Source organism: Enterococcus casseliflavus NBRC 100478, assembly GCF_001544095.1.
GTDB classification, from domain to species: Bacteria; Bacillota; Bacilli; order Lactobacillales; family Enterococcaceae; genus Enterococcus_D; species Enterococcus_D casseliflavus.
Genome location: NZ_BCPT01000008.1, coordinates 142,048 through 158,832 on the forward strand (window position 1 = coordinate 142,048; position 16,785 = coordinate 158,832).

The 16,785-nt window shown below is 43.3% G+C and carries 20 protein-coding genes and 1 other annotated feature; of the genes, 15 read left to right on the plus strand and 5 right to left on the minus strand.

Annotated features, from left to right (window positions below; translation table 11 throughout):
• Positions 1-15 precede the first annotated feature (15 nt).
• The 3 genes from rplA (at position 16) to rplL (ending at position 1,894) form a co-directional block, all read left to right on the plus strand.
• A complete protein-coding gene (rplA, locus tag ECA1_RS08755; RefSeq protein ID WP_005229790.1) occupies positions 16-705 on the plus strand; it encodes a 50S ribosomal protein L1 in 690 nt (229 codons plus the stop codon).
• Between the two features lie 63 nt (positions 706-768).
• Positions 769-895 (plus strand) — a sequence feature (ribosomal protein L10 leader region).
• 65 nt (positions 896-960) lie between these two features.
• The gene (gene rplJ / locus ECA1_RS08760; RefSeq protein WP_016610861.1) at positions 961-1,461 is read left to right on the plus strand and encodes a 50S ribosomal protein L10; all 501 of its coding nucleotides are present in this window, start codon (positions 961-963) and stop codon (positions 1,459-1,461) included.
• Positions 1,462-1,522: 61 nt separating this feature from the next.
• Positions 1,523-1,894, plus strand: coding sequence for a 50S ribosomal protein L7/L12 (gene rplL, locus ECA1_RS08765; protein ID WP_003127081.1), 372 nt, complete (start codon positions 1,523-1,525; stop codon positions 1,892-1,894).
• A gap of 117 nt (positions 1,895-2,011) precedes the next feature.
• On the opposite strand, the gene ECA1_RS17625 is transcribed toward rplL, so the two are convergent.
• Both ECA1_RS17625 and ECA1_RS08770 read right to left on the minus strand, forming a co-directional pair.
• Positions 2,012-2,185, minus strand: a complete 174-nt coding sequence (locus ECA1_RS17625; RefSeq protein ID WP_005231922.1) for a hypothetical protein — start codon at positions 2,183-2,185, stop codon at positions 2,012-2,014.
• A 148-nt stretch (positions 2,186-2,333) separates the two neighbouring features.
• Entirely contained in the window at positions 2,334-3,353 is a 1,020-nt protein-coding gene (locus ECA1_RS08770) for a branched-chain amino acid aminotransferase (protein WP_060792257.1), read from the minus strand.
• Positions 3,354-3,563: 210 nt separating this feature from the next.
• Here ECA1_RS08770 and ECA1_RS08775 point away from each other — a divergent pair, with 210 nt between their 5' ends.
• Positions 3,564-4,532, plus strand: a complete 969-nt coding sequence (locus ECA1_RS08775; protein ID WP_010749511.1) for a pyridoxal-phosphate dependent enzyme — start codon at positions 3,564-3,566, stop codon at positions 4,530-4,532.
• A 199-nt stretch (positions 4,533-4,731) separates the two neighbouring features.
• Here the strand turns inward: ECA1_RS08775 and ECA1_RS08780 are convergent, their stop codons facing one another.
• Genes ECA1_RS08780 through ECA1_RS08790 form a run of 3 tightly spaced genes read right to left on the minus strand, consistent with a single transcriptional unit; the run spans position 4,732 to position 7,929 of the window.
• Positions 4,732-5,565, minus strand: a complete 834-nt coding sequence (locus ECA1_RS08780; protein WP_060792258.1) for a TPM domain-containing protein — start codon at positions 5,563-5,565, stop codon at positions 4,732-4,734.
• Positions 5,562-6,683, minus strand: coding sequence for a TFIIB-type zinc ribbon-containing protein (locus ECA1_RS08785; RefSeq protein WP_060792259.1), 1,122 nt, complete (start codon positions 6,681-6,683; stop codon positions 5,562-5,564). The genes ECA1_RS08780 and ECA1_RS08785 overlap by 4 nt, the downstream gene beginning before the upstream one ends.
• A 16-nt stretch (positions 6,684-6,699) precedes the next feature.
• On the minus strand, positions 6,700-7,929 hold the full coding sequence (locus tag ECA1_RS08790; protein WP_010749514.1) for an SPFH domain-containing protein: 1,230 nt from the start codon (positions 7,927-7,929) through the stop codon (positions 6,700-6,702).
• Positions 7,930-8,212: 283 nt separating this feature from the next.
• Between ECA1_RS08790 and dnaX the strand changes: the two genes are divergently transcribed.
• From dnaX to ECA1_RS08845, 11 genes are all read left to right on the plus strand, one after another.
• The gene (gene dnaX, locus ECA1_RS08795) at positions 8,213-9,934 is read left to right on the plus strand and encodes a DNA polymerase III subunit gamma/tau (protein ID WP_060792260.1); all 1,722 of its coding nucleotides are present in this window, start codon (positions 8,213-8,215) and stop codon (positions 9,932-9,934) included.
• A 20-nt stretch (positions 9,935-9,954) separates the two neighbouring features.
• Positions 9,955-10,269 carry a YbaB/EbfC family nucleoid-associated protein gene (locus ECA1_RS08800; protein WP_005229811.1) on the plus strand — a complete coding sequence of 105 codons (315 nt, stop codon included), beginning with the start codon at positions 9,955-9,957 and terminating at the stop codon, positions 10,267-10,269.
• 14 nt (positions 10,270-10,283) lie between these two features.
• A complete protein-coding gene (recR, locus tag ECA1_RS08805; protein ID WP_005229813.1) occupies positions 10,284-10,880 on the plus strand; it encodes a recombination mediator RecR in 597 nt (198 codons plus the stop codon).
• A 20-nt stretch (positions 10,881-10,900) separates the two neighbouring features.
• The gene (gene tmk / locus ECA1_RS08810; protein WP_005229815.1) at positions 10,901-11,548 is read left to right on the plus strand and encodes a dTMP kinase; all 648 of its coding nucleotides are present in this window, start codon (positions 10,901-10,903) and stop codon (positions 11,546-11,548) included.
• A gap of 32 nt (positions 11,549-11,580) precedes the next feature.
• A complete protein-coding gene (darA, locus tag ECA1_RS08815) occupies positions 11,581-11,910 on the plus strand; it encodes a cyclic di-AMP receptor DarA (RefSeq protein ID WP_005229817.1) in 330 nt (109 codons plus the stop codon).
• Positions 11,911-11,924: 14 nt separating this feature from the next.
• Positions 11,925-12,857, plus strand: coding sequence for a DNA polymerase III subunit delta' (gene holB, locus ECA1_RS08820; RefSeq protein WP_015509950.1), 933 nt, complete (start codon positions 11,925-11,927; stop codon positions 12,855-12,857).
• 29 nt (positions 12,858-12,886) lie between these two features.
• Entirely contained in the window at positions 12,887-13,687 is an 801-nt protein-coding gene (locus ECA1_RS08825) for a PSP1 domain-containing protein (protein ID WP_060792261.1), read from the plus strand.
• A 19-nt stretch (positions 13,688-13,706) separates the two neighbouring features.
• Positions 13,707-14,054, plus strand: a complete 348-nt coding sequence (locus ECA1_RS08830) for a DNA replication initiation control protein YabA (RefSeq protein WP_026008088.1) — start codon at positions 13,707-13,709, stop codon at positions 14,052-14,054.
• Positions 14,055-14,124: 70 nt separating this feature from the next.
• Positions 14,125-14,985 carry a 16S rRNA (cytidine(1402)-2'-O)-methyltransferase gene (gene rsmI, locus ECA1_RS08835; RefSeq protein ID WP_015509949.1) on the plus strand — a complete coding sequence of 287 codons (861 nt, stop codon included), beginning with the start codon at positions 14,125-14,127 and terminating at the stop codon, positions 14,983-14,985.
• 171 nt (positions 14,986-15,156) lie between these two features.
• Positions 15,157-16,374, plus strand: coding sequence for an ammonium transporter (locus ECA1_RS08840; RefSeq protein ID WP_060792262.1), 1,218 nt, complete (start codon positions 15,157-15,159; stop codon positions 16,372-16,374).
• A 16-nt stretch (positions 16,375-16,390) separates the two neighbouring features.
• Positions 16,391-16,732 (plus strand): P-II family nitrogen regulator, encoded by a 342-nt coding sequence (locus ECA1_RS08845; protein WP_005229830.1) that lies wholly within the window; start codon positions 16,391-16,393, stop codon positions 16,730-16,732.
• Positions 16,733-16,785: the final 53 nt, after the last annotated feature.

Here is a 16,785-nt window from a genome sequence, read left to right on the forward strand (position 1 = left end):
CAAGGAGGAAACAAAATGGCTAAAAAAAGCAAAAAAATGCAAGAAGCATTGAAAAAAGTTGATGCTACAAAAGCTTATTCAGTTGAAGAAGCAGTAGCTTTGGCAAAAGAAACAAATATTGCAAAATTCGACGCAACGGTTGAAGTTGCTTACAAATTAAACGTAGACCCTAAAAAAGCGGATCAACAAATCCGTGGCGCGGTTGTATTACCAAACGGTACTGGTAAAACACAAACAGTTTTAGTTTTTGCTAAAGGCGATAAAGCCAAAGAAGCAGAAGCAGCTGGTGCTGATTTCGTTGGTGACGACGATATGGTTCAAAAAATCCAAGGTGGCTGGTTCGATTTTGACGTTGTTGTTGCAACGCCTGACATGATGGCTACTGTTGGTAAATTAGGTCGTGTGTTAGGCCCTAAAGGTTTGATGCCTAACCCTAAAACTGGTACAGTAACAATGGACGTAACAAAAGCAGTTAACGAAGTTAAAGCTGGTAAAGTAACTTACCGTGTTGACAAAGCTGGAAACATCCACGTACCAATCGGAAAAGTTTCATTCGAAGATGACAAATTAATCGAAAACTTCAAAACAATCCATGAAACATTGTTGAAAGCTAAACCTTCAGCAGCAAAAGGTCAATACATGAAAAATATCTCAGTTACAACAACATTTGGACCTGGGATCCATGTAGAACAAGCTTCTTTCTAATCTAATACAAAAATTTAAAACTTTTATTGACTTGACTGCCTTATCTATGGTAAGGTAGTCAAGGTTAAAAGTTTAACTGTACCGAAGACAGTAGGTGGCATTTGCCTTAATTCCCTACCGAGGACGTTTATTGAGAACCTTCAATAGTCCCTCTATGTCTACGGTGGCATAGAGTTTTTTATTGTCTTTTTTTAAGACAAAGGAACCGTTCGTTTCGAAGAAACTCTTCCATCAAAATCAGGAGGTGAAATATAAATGAGTGAAGCAGCTATCGCTAAAAAATCCGCGATCGTTGATGAAGTGAGTGAAAAATTCTCTGCAGCCGCATCTGTAGTCGTTGTTGACTACCGTGGACTAACTGTTGATGAAGTAACTCGCTTACGTAAACAATTGCGTGATGCAAACGTTGAGATGAAAGTTATCAAAAACTCAATTCTTTCTCGTGCTGCTGAAAAAGCTGGTCTAGAAGGTTTAGGTGAAGTATTCACTGGTCCTACTGCCGTAGCATTCAGTAACGAAGACGTTGTTGCACCTGCAAAAATCATTAACGATTTCGCAAAAGACGCAAAAGCTTTAGAAATCAAAGGCGGTATCATCGAAGGCAAAGTTTCTTCATTGGAAGAAATTACTGCATTGGCGAAATTGCCAAACCGCGAAGGACTTCTTTCTATGTTGCTATCTGTGCTACAAGCACCTATCCGCAACGTGGCTTACGCTGTCAAAGCAGTGGCAGAAAAAGAAGAAGATGCAGCATAATTGCCGCATGATTTTTCAGTATTAAAAAACTAAACTACTTACTTAAATGGAGGAAAACAAAATGGCATTGAACATTGAAAACATTGTCGAAGAGCTAAAAGGCGCGACAATCTTAGAATTAAACGATTTAATTAAAGCTATCGAAGAAGAATTTGGCGTATCTGCTGCAGCTCCTGTAGCTGTAGCTGGTGGAGCTGGCGATGCTGGTGCTGCTGAAGAACAAACTGAATTCACTGTAGAATTGACTGCAGCTGGCGATCAAAAAGTTAAAGTTATCAAAGCAGTTCGTGAAGCAACTGGCTTAGGCTTGAAAGAAGCGAAAGCAGTCGTTGACGGAGCTCCTTCAGCAGTTAAAGAAGGCATCTCTAAAGACGAAGCTGAAGCATTGAAAGCAGCTTTAGAAGAAGTTGGCGCTTCAGTAACAGTTAAATAATTTTTCTTAGTGTCAAATCCTTTTGTATGAAGGGATTTGGCGCTTTTTTTTTGTAAATGAAATTCCTGCAAAAGGAATAAGCAGCAATCCCCGTTTCTTACTAGCGAGGATCACTGCTTATTTTTTTCGGAATTGTTGGAATAGGAACACAAAAATAAAAAAGAAAAATGCTTCCCACAATGTTGTGGTCCAGCTAAAGCTGCGGTTGATACCAAAAACGAGATTACCGATATTGGAAACCACCAAATACAATGCTGTTGCAAGCAAAGAATAGCCGAGTCGTTTACCCATCATTACGCCTCCCTTTGCTATGATTGTAACAAGTCGAAAGAGTTGTGGCAATCAATTCTCTCCTGATGGAAAGGAATTGGTTGGCGGAAAGAGAATAAAACGAACGATCACAGTGGACCGTTCGTTTTATGATGGTCTATGGGTGTGGCTATTTCAATGGGACATCAAAGATCCAACCTGTTGGGGCCGCAATATCTCCAAATTGAATGCCGGTCAATTGATCATACAATGCTTTTGTTTGTGGACCAACTTCCGTTTCACTATAGAACACATGAAAATCCTCACCGTTTTGGATCCCGCCGATTGGGGAGATAACAGCAGCTGTTCCGCAGGCACCCGCTTCGACAAACCGATCCAGCTCATTGAGATAAACATCGCCTTCAACAGGGGTCAATCCTAATGAGTGTTGCGCTAGATGCAGCAATGAATATTTTGTGATACTTGGCAAAATAGAAGGAGATTTTGGTGTCACAAATTCATTGTCAGCCGTGATTCCGAAAAAGTTAGCAGAACCGACTTCTTCGATTTTGGTATGCGTTTCTGGATCCAGATAGATGCAGTCGGAAAATTTCCGCTGATGGGCTTCGTATCCAGGCAACAAACTCGCAGCATAATTTCCACCAACTTTGGCTGCGCCAGTACCATTTGGTGCCGCGCGATCATAATCAGAAACAATGAAATTGGTCGGTGTCAATCCGCCCTTAAAGTAAGGACCGACAGGCATACAAAAAACCGTAAAAATATACTCTGGTGCTGGACTGACACCGATGTTTTCTCCGACCCCAATCAATAGAGGACGAATATACAAGGTGGCGCCGCTGCCATAAGGTGGAACATATTCCTGATTTGCTTTTACTACTTGTTTTACCGCATCTAAGAAAAAGTCCTCAGGAACCTCTGGCATGCGCAGGCGATAGGCACTGCGATTCATCCGTTTGCTATTTTCGTCTGGACGGAACAAATTGATGCCGCCATCTTTTCTTCGGTAGGCTTTTAGTCCTTCAAAACATTGTTGTCCATAATGAAGAGCGGTTGATCCCTCGTGGATATGCAGATAATTATCCTCGGTAAGTTCGCCTTCATTCCAAGAACCGTCTTTCCATGTTGCCAAAAAACGCCATGGCGTCTTCATATAAGAAAACCCTAAATTTGACCAATCGATTGTCATTCGTTCACACCCTTTTTTAATTTTTCTAAGTATAGCACTTCAGAAAAGAAATGTCATTATTTTCTGAAAATTCTTCTGTAAGAATAGTTGGTGACATTGACGTGTAAAGGATTGGGAAGTGCTCTTTGCTTGTACGAGTTCCCCAGTTTGTTTTTCTACAAGTTCTGTGCTTCAATGAGAGTATAAAAAAACAAAAAAGGGGGAACGTTTGTGATTGAGGAAGTGTTGACGGACAGTCTGGGGATCGCTGCTGCGTATCGACGATTGAAACCAATCATGATCCATACACCACTTGCACCAAGTAATATTTTAGGCAAAGAAAAAGAGGGCACGATATTTTTGAAATTAGAAAATCTACAGCGTACCGGCTCCTTTAAAGCGCGGGGGGCGTATAACAAGCTCGCTTCATTGACTGATGCAGAAAAACTTCGCGGTGTCATCGCCTGTTCTGCAGGAAATCATGCGCAAGGTGTTGCTCTCGCAGGATCGTTACTGGGGATCAATGTCCGAATCTTTATGCCATTAACGGCTGCTAAAACAAAAATAGAGGCGACAAGAAGCTATGGCGCACAAGTCGTTTTAGCAGGAGAGACGTTTGATGAAACCAAACAACTGACAGTAGACGCCATGAAAGACAGTGGCGAAGTTTTTGTCTCTCCCTTTGATGATCGTGCAGTAATGGAGGGGCAAGGAACGATTGCGATCGAACTGTTGGAGGATCTTCCAGATGTTGATAATGTCATTATTCCCATTGGCGGTGGTGGGTTGATCGCTGGGATGGCTTTAGCCTTAAAAGAACTTCGTCCAGAAGTCAAAATCATCGGCGTTCAATCCTATGGCGTTTATGGTATGATCGCATCGATCTGGCAGCAAAAGCTGGTAGCCAATCGCCGCAGTAGAACGATCGCCGATGGCTGTGATGTTGCTTTAGCAGGGGAGCTGACCTATGATGTTTTGAAGACCCGTATCGATGAAACGGTCTTAGTTGAAGAATCCGACATCGAACAAGCGATCCATTACTTGGCTTTGAAGGAAAAAGTCATTGCAGAAGGTGCTGGTGCATTAAGTACAGCGGCGATTTTAAGCGGACAGATCGATCATTTACTTCGAGGAAAGAAAACTGTGGCTTTGGTCTCCGGCGGCAATATTGATTTCTCTGTGTTTAAGGAAATGATTTGAATAAAAAGCATACTCAAGTAAAATCGATGAGGTGCATTTGAAATTATCAAAAGGATCTCTATATCTTTACCTGCGATAGGGTCAAAATCATTGTGACGATAGCTAAAGGATCTTGTCGATTCATGGTATGAATAGCAGCAAAAAAAAGAGTTCCCGTTTGAAGGAACTCTTTTTTACATTCAAAACAACTATTTAACGATTAGAAACTGCGTCCGCCGCCGCCGAAAGTACCGCCACCAGAAGAGTGGGTCGTACTGCCGCCGCCACCGCCAGAAAAACCGCCACCACCGCCGCCACCGCCGCCACCGCCATTATTCGAAGGACGGGGGATGCGTCTGGTTGTGACAAAGGAGTTGACTAAGCGATCTTCTTTTTGGGTCAGATCAATACTTGATTTTTCTAGATAGTTAAATTTGTAGCCGCCCATTTTTAATTGGTAACGGGATTTAACAATGATGAAAAAGGCGATACTGATCACTGCTGCGATTGCTAAGCAAATAGCAATTTCTAGTGGCGTCATCACTTTGTAATAAGTAATTTTTCCAGTATCACGATCGATACGATAGTGATCGGCAGGAACACCTGCTTCCACAAAACCAGCCGCTTTTTGCAGATAGACCAATGCCGCTTGGTAATAATTTCCCTCTGCCATCTGGTCAAATACTGCATCAAGTAGCTTGTCTAGACGTGAGTCAGTGAGGTAATCGATCATATTTCCAGAAGTCGAAACGTGAAATTTACGTTGCGACATATCGATCACCAAAGCGGATCCATTGTTGTCGTTGCCGATCCGTCTTGAAAGATATCGATTAGTATACAACTCGATATCTCCCGTGTTGCTGTTCGTTGTTTGAATAAACACTTCGCCTTTGATTTTCGCATTCAGCGCTTCTGCTTCTTCATTCAACTTCTGGATTTCTTGTTCGGTAAAAAGTCCAGCGTGGTCTGCGACTGTCTCTTCGGCTGCGAAGGCGGGCAGGGTGGTGAAGAAAAAGCCAACCAGCAGAAGCAACAAATAGGATAGTTTTTTCATAAGAAATACGCTCCAATCAATGCGAGGATGGTCGTTGCCGCGAAAATTGCGCCACTGACGATTCCCAAGCGTTTGTAACTGATTGGTAAAACACCGCTGACTTTTCCTGTTTGCCCATTCATCGCATAATAAAAGGCACTCTTGTTTTCATCATCGGCTCGATAGGTCACTAGCCATACAGGAAGCAAAACGTAATTGTTTTCTTCTTTTGTTAGATTGATGGATCGATTGTTGCGTTTAAAACTAGTATAGCCATTGACGGTACCTGCTAACAGGTTTTCAGCATACCCCGATAACTCGTTTTTGACTTCGTCGGAAAGATCAATGTATTCAATGTCTCTTTTTTCTGCTTGGAAGCCGGCTAAATACTGACTGCGAAAATTAACAGCTTTTTCAAGAGGAAACGGCTGAACGCCAGTCACCATTTTTTGCTGGACGTTTTTTGACAGCGCATGCTTGAGCAATTCATTCACCTTGATTTTTCCTCGTCGCAAGACATCGTATTGTTTGTGTTCAGTATATTCAATATCACCAACGCGCCAAATTCGCAAGGAGGTACCCATTCCTGAGAGGGAGCCGTTCATCTCGGCATCGACGACCCAATAAGGGAAGTATACGCCAGTCAATTTCTCTACTTGTGCTTGGTCGAAGAAATCCCGTGGGACGAATTTTTTCTTTTGCGCCCATTCTAAAAACTTTTGCGTTGCTTCTTCTTTTTCGATCGCAAAGGGAAGGACTTTGTTTGGCAAAAATTCTCCCGAAAGCCGTCCAGATAAAACGACCGGGTTATGGCAAAAGTAGCAATAGGTTGCAGCTGTAGTCGCATCCGTCACGATTTCAGCACCGCAGCTGGGGCAGGTGAAAAGGTCCATCTGTCCCGCTTGTGCATTGGCTTGTTGCTGCACTTCTTCTTCAAGGCTCGGCTCCGTCACTGAGGTAGCCGTAGCATCTACAGAAGAATCAGCGGCCATTTGCGCTTCTTTTTGCTTTTCTTCAAAGGCAGTGACTTCGTCTTCAGTAAAAATACTCAGACAAAATGGACAATGAAATTTTTGATCGCCAGGATCAAAAGTTAAAGCACCCCCGCAATTGGGGCACTTATGTGTGATAACATCCATCAGCAATCCTCCTCAATTAGTCTACTGGGACACCTTTGAAAGGTTTGCCGCAATTCGGACAGAATTTTGGAATGCCGTTGGCTAAATCGATCACTTCACCACAATCGCTGCATTTCATTTTCAGACTTGGTCCATCGCTCGTTGGTTTAGGCGTGCCGCAATTGCTGCAGAATTTACCAGTATTAGATGTGCCGCATTGTGGGCAGTCCCAATGATCTGCGTTGCTTTGTGCAGGTGCTTGTTGCTGCTGCATCTGCTGTTGGTTGTTTTGTGACGCTTGGTTCAAATAACCGCCACCAGCGTTCATCCCCATGCCCATGCCAACAAACCCAGTCGTAGCGCCAGCGGCATTGCTACCGGCAGATTCCATACCACGAGCTACCGAACCTTGAACATAGCCTTCACGAATCGAAGGGTCACCTAACATTGCCCCTTGGTTCCGCATGTTGATCAATTTTACGGAATCATCCGTATAAGAGATGCTTGCGACGGCAACCGAAACGATTTCCATTCCTCGGAGTTCTCGCCAGCTGTCATCAAGAACTGTTCCCATATATTTGCTTAATTCCATGCTCTTAGATGGAACGTAAGAAATTCGTTCGCCATCAGCGGACATTTTGTTGATCGCTGTTTGTAGGGCGGTCAAAAATTCAGCTAAGTACTGCTCGTTGATGTCGTTGATATCGACTTGACTTTTGTTTTTTGGGATCGCATTCGTATAGAACAAAATTGGATCGGTAATTCGTAAGGAATAGTTTCCGTGCGCCCGCAAGAAAAGTTCTGCGTTGTAAAAGTTGTCAAAATAATTCAAAGGCGAGGAAGTACCGAAGCGAATCCCTTTGATTTCTTGTAGATTGATATAAAAAACTTGTTGTTTTTGCGGTGTAACGCCACCAAACTTAAAGCGGTCAAACGTTTCAGAAATCGCATCTTTCAATGAACCGTTTAACATTGAAGGCGCTAATTCGTTTTTCACTGTATAGTAGCCTTCTTCGGCGGTATAATCGATGATTCGCCCGCCATCAACCAATAACATCATCATATTCGGATAGACATGGATCACTGAGCCATCAGTGATGACATCTTCTGTCCCTTTTCTGTTGGAACCGCGTTTGTCATTACGCCGCACTTTGACACCTTTTGTCATTACTGTCGAATCGCTCATATTGTCAGGCTCGATCACCTCTAGCCATTGATCTGCTAATCCGCCGCCAATTGCGCTTGTTGCCGCTTTGATAATACCCATTTTCAGTCCTCCTTTAAATTGTTTTCATCACAATAGATGAACATAGATTCATTATACCATAGGAGGTGAGATTTACGTTATCAGTCTAAAGTTGGAGAGGAGTTTTTCGCAAAATCCATCAATAAACGGTTCGTTCGCAGGTGGATTTGAATAAAAGAGACAAATTGGAGGTTGCGGATTAAATTTCCATTTCTTTTGAGATTCCCCCACGCAAACGGTGGTTTTTTTGGCTGATATTACGTATAATAGAAGGTAGCGAATTTTGAAATGAGTGTGGAAAACTATGGCTTATCAAGCATTATATCGTGTTTGGCGTTCTCAGCGTTTTGATGATGTTGTCGGACAAAAAGCAATTACCCAAACCTTAAAAAATGCAATCGATCAAAACCAGATCTCGCATGCCTATTTATTTACTGGTCCTCGAGGAACCGGGAAAACAAGTGCAGCGAAAATTTTTGCCAAAGCCATCAATTGTCCGAACCAGGTCAACGGTGAGCCTTGCAATGAGTGCGATATGTGTCGCTCAATCACAGCAGGGACGCAAGAAGACGTGATCGAAATCGATGCGGCAAGCAACAACGGTGTAGAAGAAATTCGCTTTATTCGTGATCGTGCGAACTATGCACCGACCCAAGCTGAATACAAAGTTTATATCATTGATGAAGTGCACATGCTGTCAACAGGCGCATTCAACGCTTTACTAAAAACATTGGAAGAACCACGGAAAAATGTTGTCTTTATTTTGGCAACAACAGAGCCCCATAAGATTCCAGCAACGATCATTTCTCGAACCCAACGTTTTGATTTCAAACGGATCAATACGCAAGATATCGTGGGTCATTTAGAAACGGTCCTTACTACTAGTGAGATCAATTACGAAGCAGAAGCTTTACAGATCATTGCGCGAGCCGCAGAAGGCGGTATGCGGGATGCCTTGAGTATCACCGACCAGGCGATCGCTTTTAGTGATGGAACCGTAACGACCCAAGATGCTCTTGAAGTGACGGGCAGCTTGTCCTATGAAATGATGGACCGGCTGATGCAAGCTTGCGGGGAAAAAGAAGTTGCCGATGCGTTAGCGACCTTGCGGGAGTTATTAGCCTCTGGTAAAGAAGCCCGACGTTTATTAGAAAACTTGTTGGTTTATTGTCGAGACTTGCTGATGTATCAACAAGCGCCGCAGCTGCTATCTGAAAAGTCGCTGCAATTGACTGAAGCGTTTCAAACACTGGCAAAAAATACCCCGCCAGCAAAAATCTATCACTGGATCACGGTCTTAAACGATACGCAAAATGAAGTACGATTTACGAACAATCCTACGATCTATCTGGAAGTGGCTGTGGTCAAATTAGCCAATGATCCAGAAAGTGCTGCTGTTGCTAGCAATTCAGCTGATAATAGTCAAGAAGTGGCGCAGTTACGGCAAGCATTGCAAAAACTTCAGGCAGAGGTGCAACGACTGCAGGAGAATCGACCGGCAGGTGCCGTTGCGGAAACCACTGCGCCAGTGAAGAAAGCCAAGGCGAGTACTACGTTCCGTTTACCAAAGGAACGCGTGTTCCAAGTACTGAAAAGTGCAACGAAGAAAGACTTGGCAAACGTTCGCAATGTTTGGGACGATCTTTTGATGTCTCTTTCCGTGACGCAAAGAGCGATGCTGCATTCCAGTGAAGCAAAAGCTGCCAGCGAATCGGGCGTCGTGATCGCTTTTGACTATGAGATCTTATGCCAGCGAGCAAGTAACGACCAAGAGTTTCAATTGATGATCCATAATCAATTGTCTCGCATGATCAAAGACTACGCCCCACAGGCTGTCTTTATCACAAAAGAAAGTTGGCCAGCACTACGGCAAGAGTTTTTGGCCGGCGGTCAAGCAACGGCAGATTCGGAAATTGAAGTAGACCAAGAAGAGACCGAAGCCGCTCCTGTCGAACCTGAAAATGACGACTTAGTAACAAAAGCGCAAGAGTTATTTGGTGAATTAACCAGCATTGAAGAAAATTAATGAAAATGGAGTGATTGATAATGATGCGAGGCATGGGAAATATGCAAGGCATGATGAAACAAATGCAAAAAATGCAAAAAGAAATGATGAAAGAACAAGAAGCGCTGAACAGCAAACAATTTATCGGCGAATCGACAAATGGCTATGTCAAAGCGACCTTTACTGGCGATAAGACGTTACAAGACATTACTATCAATGAAGCGATCGTTGATGCTGACGATGTGGAAATGCTGCAAGATATGATCATTTTAGCTGTCAATGACGGATTGAAGAAAATTGAAAAAGAATCGGAACAAACGATGGGCAAATACACAAGAAACATTCCGGGTCTATAAAAGGAGAAATGACGGTGCAATATCCTGAACCGATCGCCCGATTGATCGACAGTTACATGAAACTGCCGGGAATCGGACAAAAAACCGCGACACGTTTGGCATTTTATACGATCGATATGAAAGAAGAAGTCGTCAATGAGTTTGCCAAATCGTTGCTTAGTGTCAAACGAGATTTGCACTTTTGCAGTATTTGCGGAAATATAACTGAAGAAGATCCTTGTGAGATCTGTAGTGATCCAACAAGAGACAAAGAAACGATTTTAGTGGTTGAAGAGCCTAAAGATGTCATGGCACTAGAAAAAGTCCGGGAGTATCATGGACTTTATCATGTGCTGCATGGCGTGTTATCCCCGATGGAAGGGACAGGTCCAGAAGATATCAACATTGCATCGCTGATACAGCGGCTGCATGATGATCAGGTCAAAGAAGTGATTATTGCGACCAATGCGACCACGGAAGGTGAAGCAACGGCGATGTATATGTCACGTTTGATCAAGCCTGCTGGTATTAAAGTCACGCGTTTGGCTCATGGCTTATCTGTGGGCAGCGATATTGAATACGCGGATGAAGTGACCTTGCTAAAAGCAGTAGAAGGTCGCCGAGAATTATAAAGATATTGGAGGCAATTAGGGTGAATGGATTGTTTATAACCATCGAAGGACCGGATGGTGCTGGAAAAACCAGTGTGATCGAAGAGTTGTATCCTCGGTTACAGCTTGAAGCAACAAGAAAAATCGTGAAAACAAGAGAACCTGGCGGAGTTAAAATCGCTGAAAAGATTCGTAAAATTATTTTAGATCCGCGAAATGAAGAAATGGATGAGCGGACGGAAGCCTTACTTTATGCAGCGGCCCGCCGCCAACACTTGATTGAGGTTGTCCTGCCGGCATTAAATGCTGGACACATCGTGATCTGTGACCGCTTTGTTGACAGTTCGCTTGCCTATCAAGGAGCTGGACGCCGCATCGGGATTCCTGAGATCGCACGGATCAACGAGTTTGCGACGGAAGGAACGACGCCTGATTTTACCTTGTATCTAGATGTTGACTCTGATACTGGCTTGCGTCGCATCCAAGAAAACCGCGCACATCAATATGACCGCTTAGATTCGGAAGGATTGGAGTTTCATCAACGGGTTCGTCATGCGTATCTTAAGCTGGCGGAAGAAAATCCTGTACGCATTCATAAGATTGATGCTAGAATGGGGTTACAAGAAGTTGTTGAATCCAGCTATTCAGCAATCGTTGAATCGTATCCTGCTTACTTCAAGTCAATCTAGAGTAGGTTGGATAACACAAAGGAGATGGTCCCATGAAATTAATTATGGCAATCGTACAAGACAAAGACAGTAATCGTTTGGCAAATGAGTTTATTGATGCCAATATCCGTGCTACAAAATTGTCCTCAACGGGTGGGTTTTTAAAGGCTGGCAACAGTACGTTTATCATTGGTATTGAAGACGATCGGGTACAAGATGCATTAGAATTGATCAAAAAAACCTGTCAATCAAGAAAACAATATGTCTCGACACCGATGTCTTTAGACATTTCCTTAGACGGTCAAGTTCCTTATCCAGTCGAAGTCGAAGTCGGCGGAGCAACTGTGTTCGTGCTACCGGTTGACGGATTCCATCAATATTAAAAAAGGAGCTTTTCATGGAGGAGTTATTTCTACAAGAATATCAGCCTCTTGTTTTTGCCCAACTAAAAAAAAGTATCAAGCATGGGCGCATTGCTCATGCTTATCTTTTTGAAGGGGACAAGGGGACTGGCAAGCACGAATTAAGTCTGTGGCTCGCAAAACGCCTTTTTTGTACCAATGTGCAAGAAGAAGCCCCGTGCGGCACATGCAGCAATTGTCTGCGGATCGCCCAAGGAGAGCATCCTGACGTCATCCAAATCGAGCCGGATGGGCAGATGATCAAAGTCGACCAGATTCGGCAGCTGCAAGAGGAGTTCTCAAAAAGCGGCTTTGAAAGTCGTCTGAAAATCTTTATTTTGTCTCAAGCTGACAAAATGAACAACAGCGCTGCCAACAGCCTATTAAAGTTTTTGGAAGAACCGGTGGGAAACTTTTTGGCGATTTTAGAAACTGAGAGTTTAGGACGTATTTTGCCGACGATTCAGTCTCGCTGTCAGATCATTCATTTTTCGCAGCTGTCAAAAGAAAAACTACAGGAGAAGCTCCAAGAAGAAGGACTTTCCAAAGAGACGAGTCGACTTCTGAGCCACTTGACGAATAGTTATCATAAAGCAGTTGAAATCTCGCAGAATGAATGGTTTAATGAAACTAAGGATGCTGTTAAGCGTTGGGTGAATTACCTTTTGAAGAAAGACCCGCAAGCATTTATTTTTGTTCAGAAAAAATTATTGGGTCTAGCAAAAGAAAAAAATCAGCAATCAGAAATCTTTTTGCTCTTGTTATTTTACTTTCAAGAGGAACGAGATCGATTGTTGGCACAAGGTTTATGGGGAAAAGAGATCAATCGTGCCATTGAAGCCGCATTGCAAGCACAAAAAAAATTGCAAGCCAATGTGTCTTTCCAAGGAGTGGCAGAACAATTTTCCGTGAAAATCATCTATGGATAAAACGCAGCAGCCGGAAAAGGAGACCAGAGATGATCGAAGTTGTCGGAGTGCGTTATCATGACGTGGGCCAGATTTATTTTTACACACCAAAAAAACAGACCTATACCATAAATGAACAAGTCATCGTGGAATCACAAGATGCCAAATGTCTTGCCACGGTGGTTACAAAAAGCAGAAAAATGAATGAGAGCGATTTGCCTCAAGCAGTCAAACCGATCCTGCGTCGAGCGACGAAAAAAGATTTGGAGCAAGCTGTCGCCAATCAAAAAGCAGCAGACGAAGCTTTGAAAATCGGGAAAGAAAAAATCCGAGCACACCAGCTGCCAATGAAGCTGATTCGGGTGGCATATACCTTTGAGCGCACAAAACTGATTTTTTCGTTCACGGCAGAAAGCCGCGTTGATTTTCGTGAGTTGGTCAAAGACTTGGCAAGTGAATTTCATACACGGATCGAACTGCGCCAAATTGGTGTCAGGGATGAAGCAAAGGCGCTAGGCGGAGTTGGACCCTGCGGTCGCAAACTATGCTGTGCGACGTTTTTAGGCGATTTTATCCCAGTGTCCATCAAGATGGCTAAGGATCAAGGACTCTCCTTGAATCCTGCAAAAATTTCAGGGTTATGTGGTCGTTTGATGTGTTGTCTTAAGTACGAAAGTGAAGAGTATGAGCGTGCAAAAAAAGAATTGCCGGATCGCGGCAAGGAAGTTGAAACGCCAGATGGCAAAGGACGTGTGGTCGGGCTGGATCTGTTGAGCCGAGTGATCAAAGTCCGTTTGCATGATCGGCAAACACCAATCGAGTATGATTATGAAGAACTAGTGACAAAATAAGTAGGTGACCATAATGAGCATGGACAAACGATCAATATATGACGGATTGAATCAGTTAGAAGTGGAGTTGCAAAATTCCTTGAATAATCTAGCGGAAATGAAGCAGTCTTTGCAAGAAATCGTCGAAAAAAATACGACATTAGAATTGGAAAATCAACGCTTACGTGAACACATTCGTGAGTTGAACCAAGTGGCAGATGCACCCGCTGAATCGGTCAAACAAGAGCTTTCTAAATCACGGATGAACTTAGAAAAGATTTACGAAGAAGGATTTCATGTTTGTTATGACTTATATGGTTCTCGCAGAGAACATGACGAACCTTGTGCGTTTTGTCTAGAAGTGATCTATCGTGAAAGCGGCAAATAGCTGACAGACGAAGCGGTTCGTTAGAAAAAAGATCAGTTTCTGCTGGTCTTTTTTTCGAAAGGAGCAGTACATGCAAAAGCAGCAAAGTTATAAACAAGACACTGGAAAACTGTATCTTGTTCCAACACCGATCGGTAACTTGGAAGATATGACGTTCCGATGTGTCAAAATTTTAAAAGAAGCGGACCTGATCGCAAGTGAAGATACTCGAAATACCCAGAAATTGTTGAATCATTTTGAGATTGCGACACCGCAAAAAAGCTTACATGAACACAATTATAAAGAACGGGTGCCACAGCTGATAGAACAGCTGCAAATGGGCAAGACTATTGCCCAATGCAGTGATGCTGGTATGCCCTCCATTAGTGATCCAGGTCATGAATTAGTCAAGGCGTGCTTGGTCGAAGGAATCGCAGTGATTGCGCTCCCAGGACCTACGGCTGGTTTGACCGCGCTGATCGCTTCTGGCTTATCACCGCAGCCGAATCTTTTTTATGGCTTTTTACCTCGTAAGAAAAAAGAACAAAAGCAAGCGTTAAGTGAATTGGCAAGCCAAAAAGCTACGATGATTTTTTATGAGTCACCGTATCGAATCGCAGCGACGATCGAAACGATGAAAGAGGTATTGGGAGAACGTCAAGCAGTTATCTGCCGTGAATTGACAAAAATCCACGAAGAATATTTGCGAGGGACCTTTTCAGAATTGATTGAATACCTCGACCAACAACCAATCAAAGGGGAATGCTGTCTATTAGTGGAAGGCGCTTCTGAAATCCCTGAAGTCGTTTATGAAGGAAGCTATGCTGAACAGGTGGCAGCCTTGATGGAAGAGGCAGACTTGTCTTCGAAAGAAGCCATCAAAGAAGTGGCTAAACGCAATCAAGTGAAGAAACAGCTTGTTTATCAAGCCTACCATCAATTAGAAACGTAATTATACCGAGAATTCTCTCGGTATTTTTTTGTCTTTTTTCGGATTTGTGTTAAGTTATCTGACATCAATAGTTAGCTATTTTCAGAAAATTCACGGTTTTCTCAGAAAAATCTAGATTATTTGAAAATATGATGTTAGGATAACTAACATAAAGAAAAGGAGGCGTCAAAAATGAACACAGGGAATATTGCATTTATTTTAATTTGTAGCGGCATGGTTTTTCTTATGACTCCAGCATTGGCATTTTTTTACGGAGGATTGGAACGTCGCAAAAACATCCTCAATACCATGATGATGGTGATTTGTACGATGGGCTTGGCGTCTGTGCTATGGGTCGCTTTAGGGTATACCTTATCTTTTAGCGGCACAGGCTCATTTATTGGGAATTTAGATAAAGTCTTTTTCAATCATGTCTCGATGACAGAAGGAGAAGGGATTCCTGAAGGGTTATTTGCGGCCTTTCAAATGATGTTTGCCTTGATTACAACGGCGATCATTACTGGATCTGTCGTGGGCAGAATGCGTTTCTCAGCTATTTTCCTATTTATCGGCTTCTGGCTAGCTCTCGTGTATTTTCCAATGGCACATATGGTATGGGGCGGCGGTTTTTTAGATGCGATCGGCTCGATCGATTTTGCAGGAGGCAATGTCGTTCATATCAGTTCGGGTATCAGTGGGTTAGTCTTAGCGATCGTTGTCGGTAAGCGGCGAGAATTTCATCAAACCGAATATCGTCCTCATAATATTCCCTTTGTAGTACTAGGTGCTGGACTTTTATGGTTTGGCTGGTTTGGCTTTAATGCTGGCTCTGCGTTAGCAGCTGATGGTCTAGCGATCCACGCCCTAATGACCACGAATACGGCTGCAGCCAGTGCGATGCTTTCTTGGATGCTGATCGAAAAAATCGTGTTGGGCAAACCGACGATCGTTGGTGCGTGTACTGGAGCCGTCGTGGGCTTAGTTGCCATCACACCAGGTGCGGGATTTGTCTCGCTTTGGTCTTCCTTTATCATTGGCGCTTTAGTCAGTCCGTTTTGCTACTTCTTTATTTCTGTCATCAAACATCGTCTAGGATTAGATGATGCGCTGGATGCCTTTGGCTGCCACGGGGTAGGCGGGATCTTCGGTGGTTTGATGACGGGGATCTTTGCGGATCCAACAGTGGGTGGACGGTCAGGATTGCTCTATGGCGGCGTTGATCTTTTTCTCGCACAAGCCGAAAGTATCGTATTTACGATTCTATTTGCAGGTATCTTATCCTTTGTCATTATCACTTTGATCAAATGGGTAATGCCGATTCGCGTATCGCAACAAGAAGAAGCAGTGGGGATGGATCGGATCGAACATGACGAAACGGCCTATCCTACCTTTATGGGGTTAGACTCTTAAGAGTGGAGGAGCAGTCATGAAAAAAGTTGAAGCGATTATTCGCCAAGAAAAATTAGAAGAACTAAAGGCCGCTTTGGACCAGTCTGATTTGATCAGCGGCATGACAGTCAGTCAAGTGCTGGGCTGTGGCAATCAAAAAGGGCTCAAAGAGTTTATTCGTGGCCAAGAAGTGATCACAACTCTTTTACCAAAAGTAAATGTCCGTTTTGTTTTAGCAGATGAAAAAGTCGATGCGGTGATTGAGCTGATTGTATCGATCTGTCGGACAGATGAAGTCGGTGACGGCAAAATATTCGTCTACCCGTTGGAAGAAGCGATTCGGATTCGCACCAATGAACGAGGGGAAGCTGCCTTATAGTAGAACTTCTTGGACCATGAAGAGGGCCGCAAAAGCAGTGAATGTAGAAGGAA

Excerpts from the sequence above, each read along its gene's own strand:
- ECA1_RS08830 (WP_026008088.1), top strand. The coding sequence starts at position 13,707 with ATGGACAAACGATCAATATATGACGGATTGAATCAGTTAGAAGTGGAG.
- ECA1_RS08800 (WP_005229811.1), top strand. The coding sequence starts at position 9,955 with ATGATGCGAGGCATGGGAAATATGCAAGGCATGATGAAACAAATGCAA.
- rplA (WP_005229790.1), top strand. The coding sequence starts at position 16 with ATGGCTAAAAAAAGCAAAAAAATGCAAGAAGCATTGAAAAAAGTTGAT.
- ECA1_RS08825 (WP_060792261.1), top strand. The coding sequence starts at position 12,887 with ATGATCGAAGTTGTCGGAGTGCGTTATCATGACGTGGGCCAGATTTAT.
- ECA1_RS08785 (WP_060792259.1), bottom strand. The coding sequence starts at position 6,683 with ATGGATGTTATCACACATAAGTGCCCCAATTGCGGGGGTGCTTTAACT.
- dnaX (WP_060792260.1), top strand. The coding sequence starts at position 8,213 with ATGGCTTATCAAGCATTATATCGTGTTTGGCGTTCTCAGCGTTTTGAT.
- rsmI (WP_015509949.1), top strand. The coding sequence starts at position 14,125 with ATGCAAAAGCAGCAAAGTTATAAACAAGACACTGGAAAACTGTATCTT.
- ECA1_RS08790 (WP_010749514.1), bottom strand. The coding sequence starts at position 7,929 with ATGGGTATTATCAAAGCGGCAACAAGCGCAATTGGCGGCGGATTAGCA.
- ECA1_RS17625 (WP_005231922.1), bottom strand. The coding sequence starts at position 2,185 with ATGGGTAAACGACTCGGCTATTCTTTGCTTGCAACAGCATTGTATTTG.
- ECA1_RS08770 (WP_060792257.1), bottom strand. The coding sequence starts at position 3,353 with ATGACAATCGATTGGTCAAATTTAGGGTTTTCTTATATGAAGACGCCA.
- rplL (WP_003127081.1), top strand. The coding sequence starts at position 1,523 with ATGGCATTGAACATTGAAAACATTGTCGAAGAGCTAAAAGGCGCGACA.
- ECA1_RS08840 (WP_060792262.1), top strand. The coding sequence starts at position 15,157 with ATGAACACAGGGAATATTGCATTTATTTTAATTTGTAGCGGCATGGTT.
- holB (WP_015509950.1), top strand. The coding sequence starts at position 11,925 with ATGGAGGAGTTATTTCTACAAGAATATCAGCCTCTTGTTTTTGCCCAA.
- rplJ (WP_016610861.1), top strand. The coding sequence starts at position 961 with ATGAGTGAAGCAGCTATCGCTAAAAAATCCGCGATCGTTGATGAAGTG.
- darA (WP_005229817.1), top strand. The coding sequence starts at position 11,581 with ATGAAATTAATTATGGCAATCGTACAAGACAAAGACAGTAATCGTTTG.
- ECA1_RS08780 (WP_060792258.1), bottom strand. The coding sequence starts at position 5,565 with ATGAAAAAACTATCCTATTTGTTGCTTCTGCTGGTTGGCTTTTTCTTC.
- ECA1_RS08845 (WP_005229830.1), top strand. The coding sequence starts at position 16,391 with ATGAAAAAAGTTGAAGCGATTATTCGCCAAGAAAAATTAGAAGAACTA.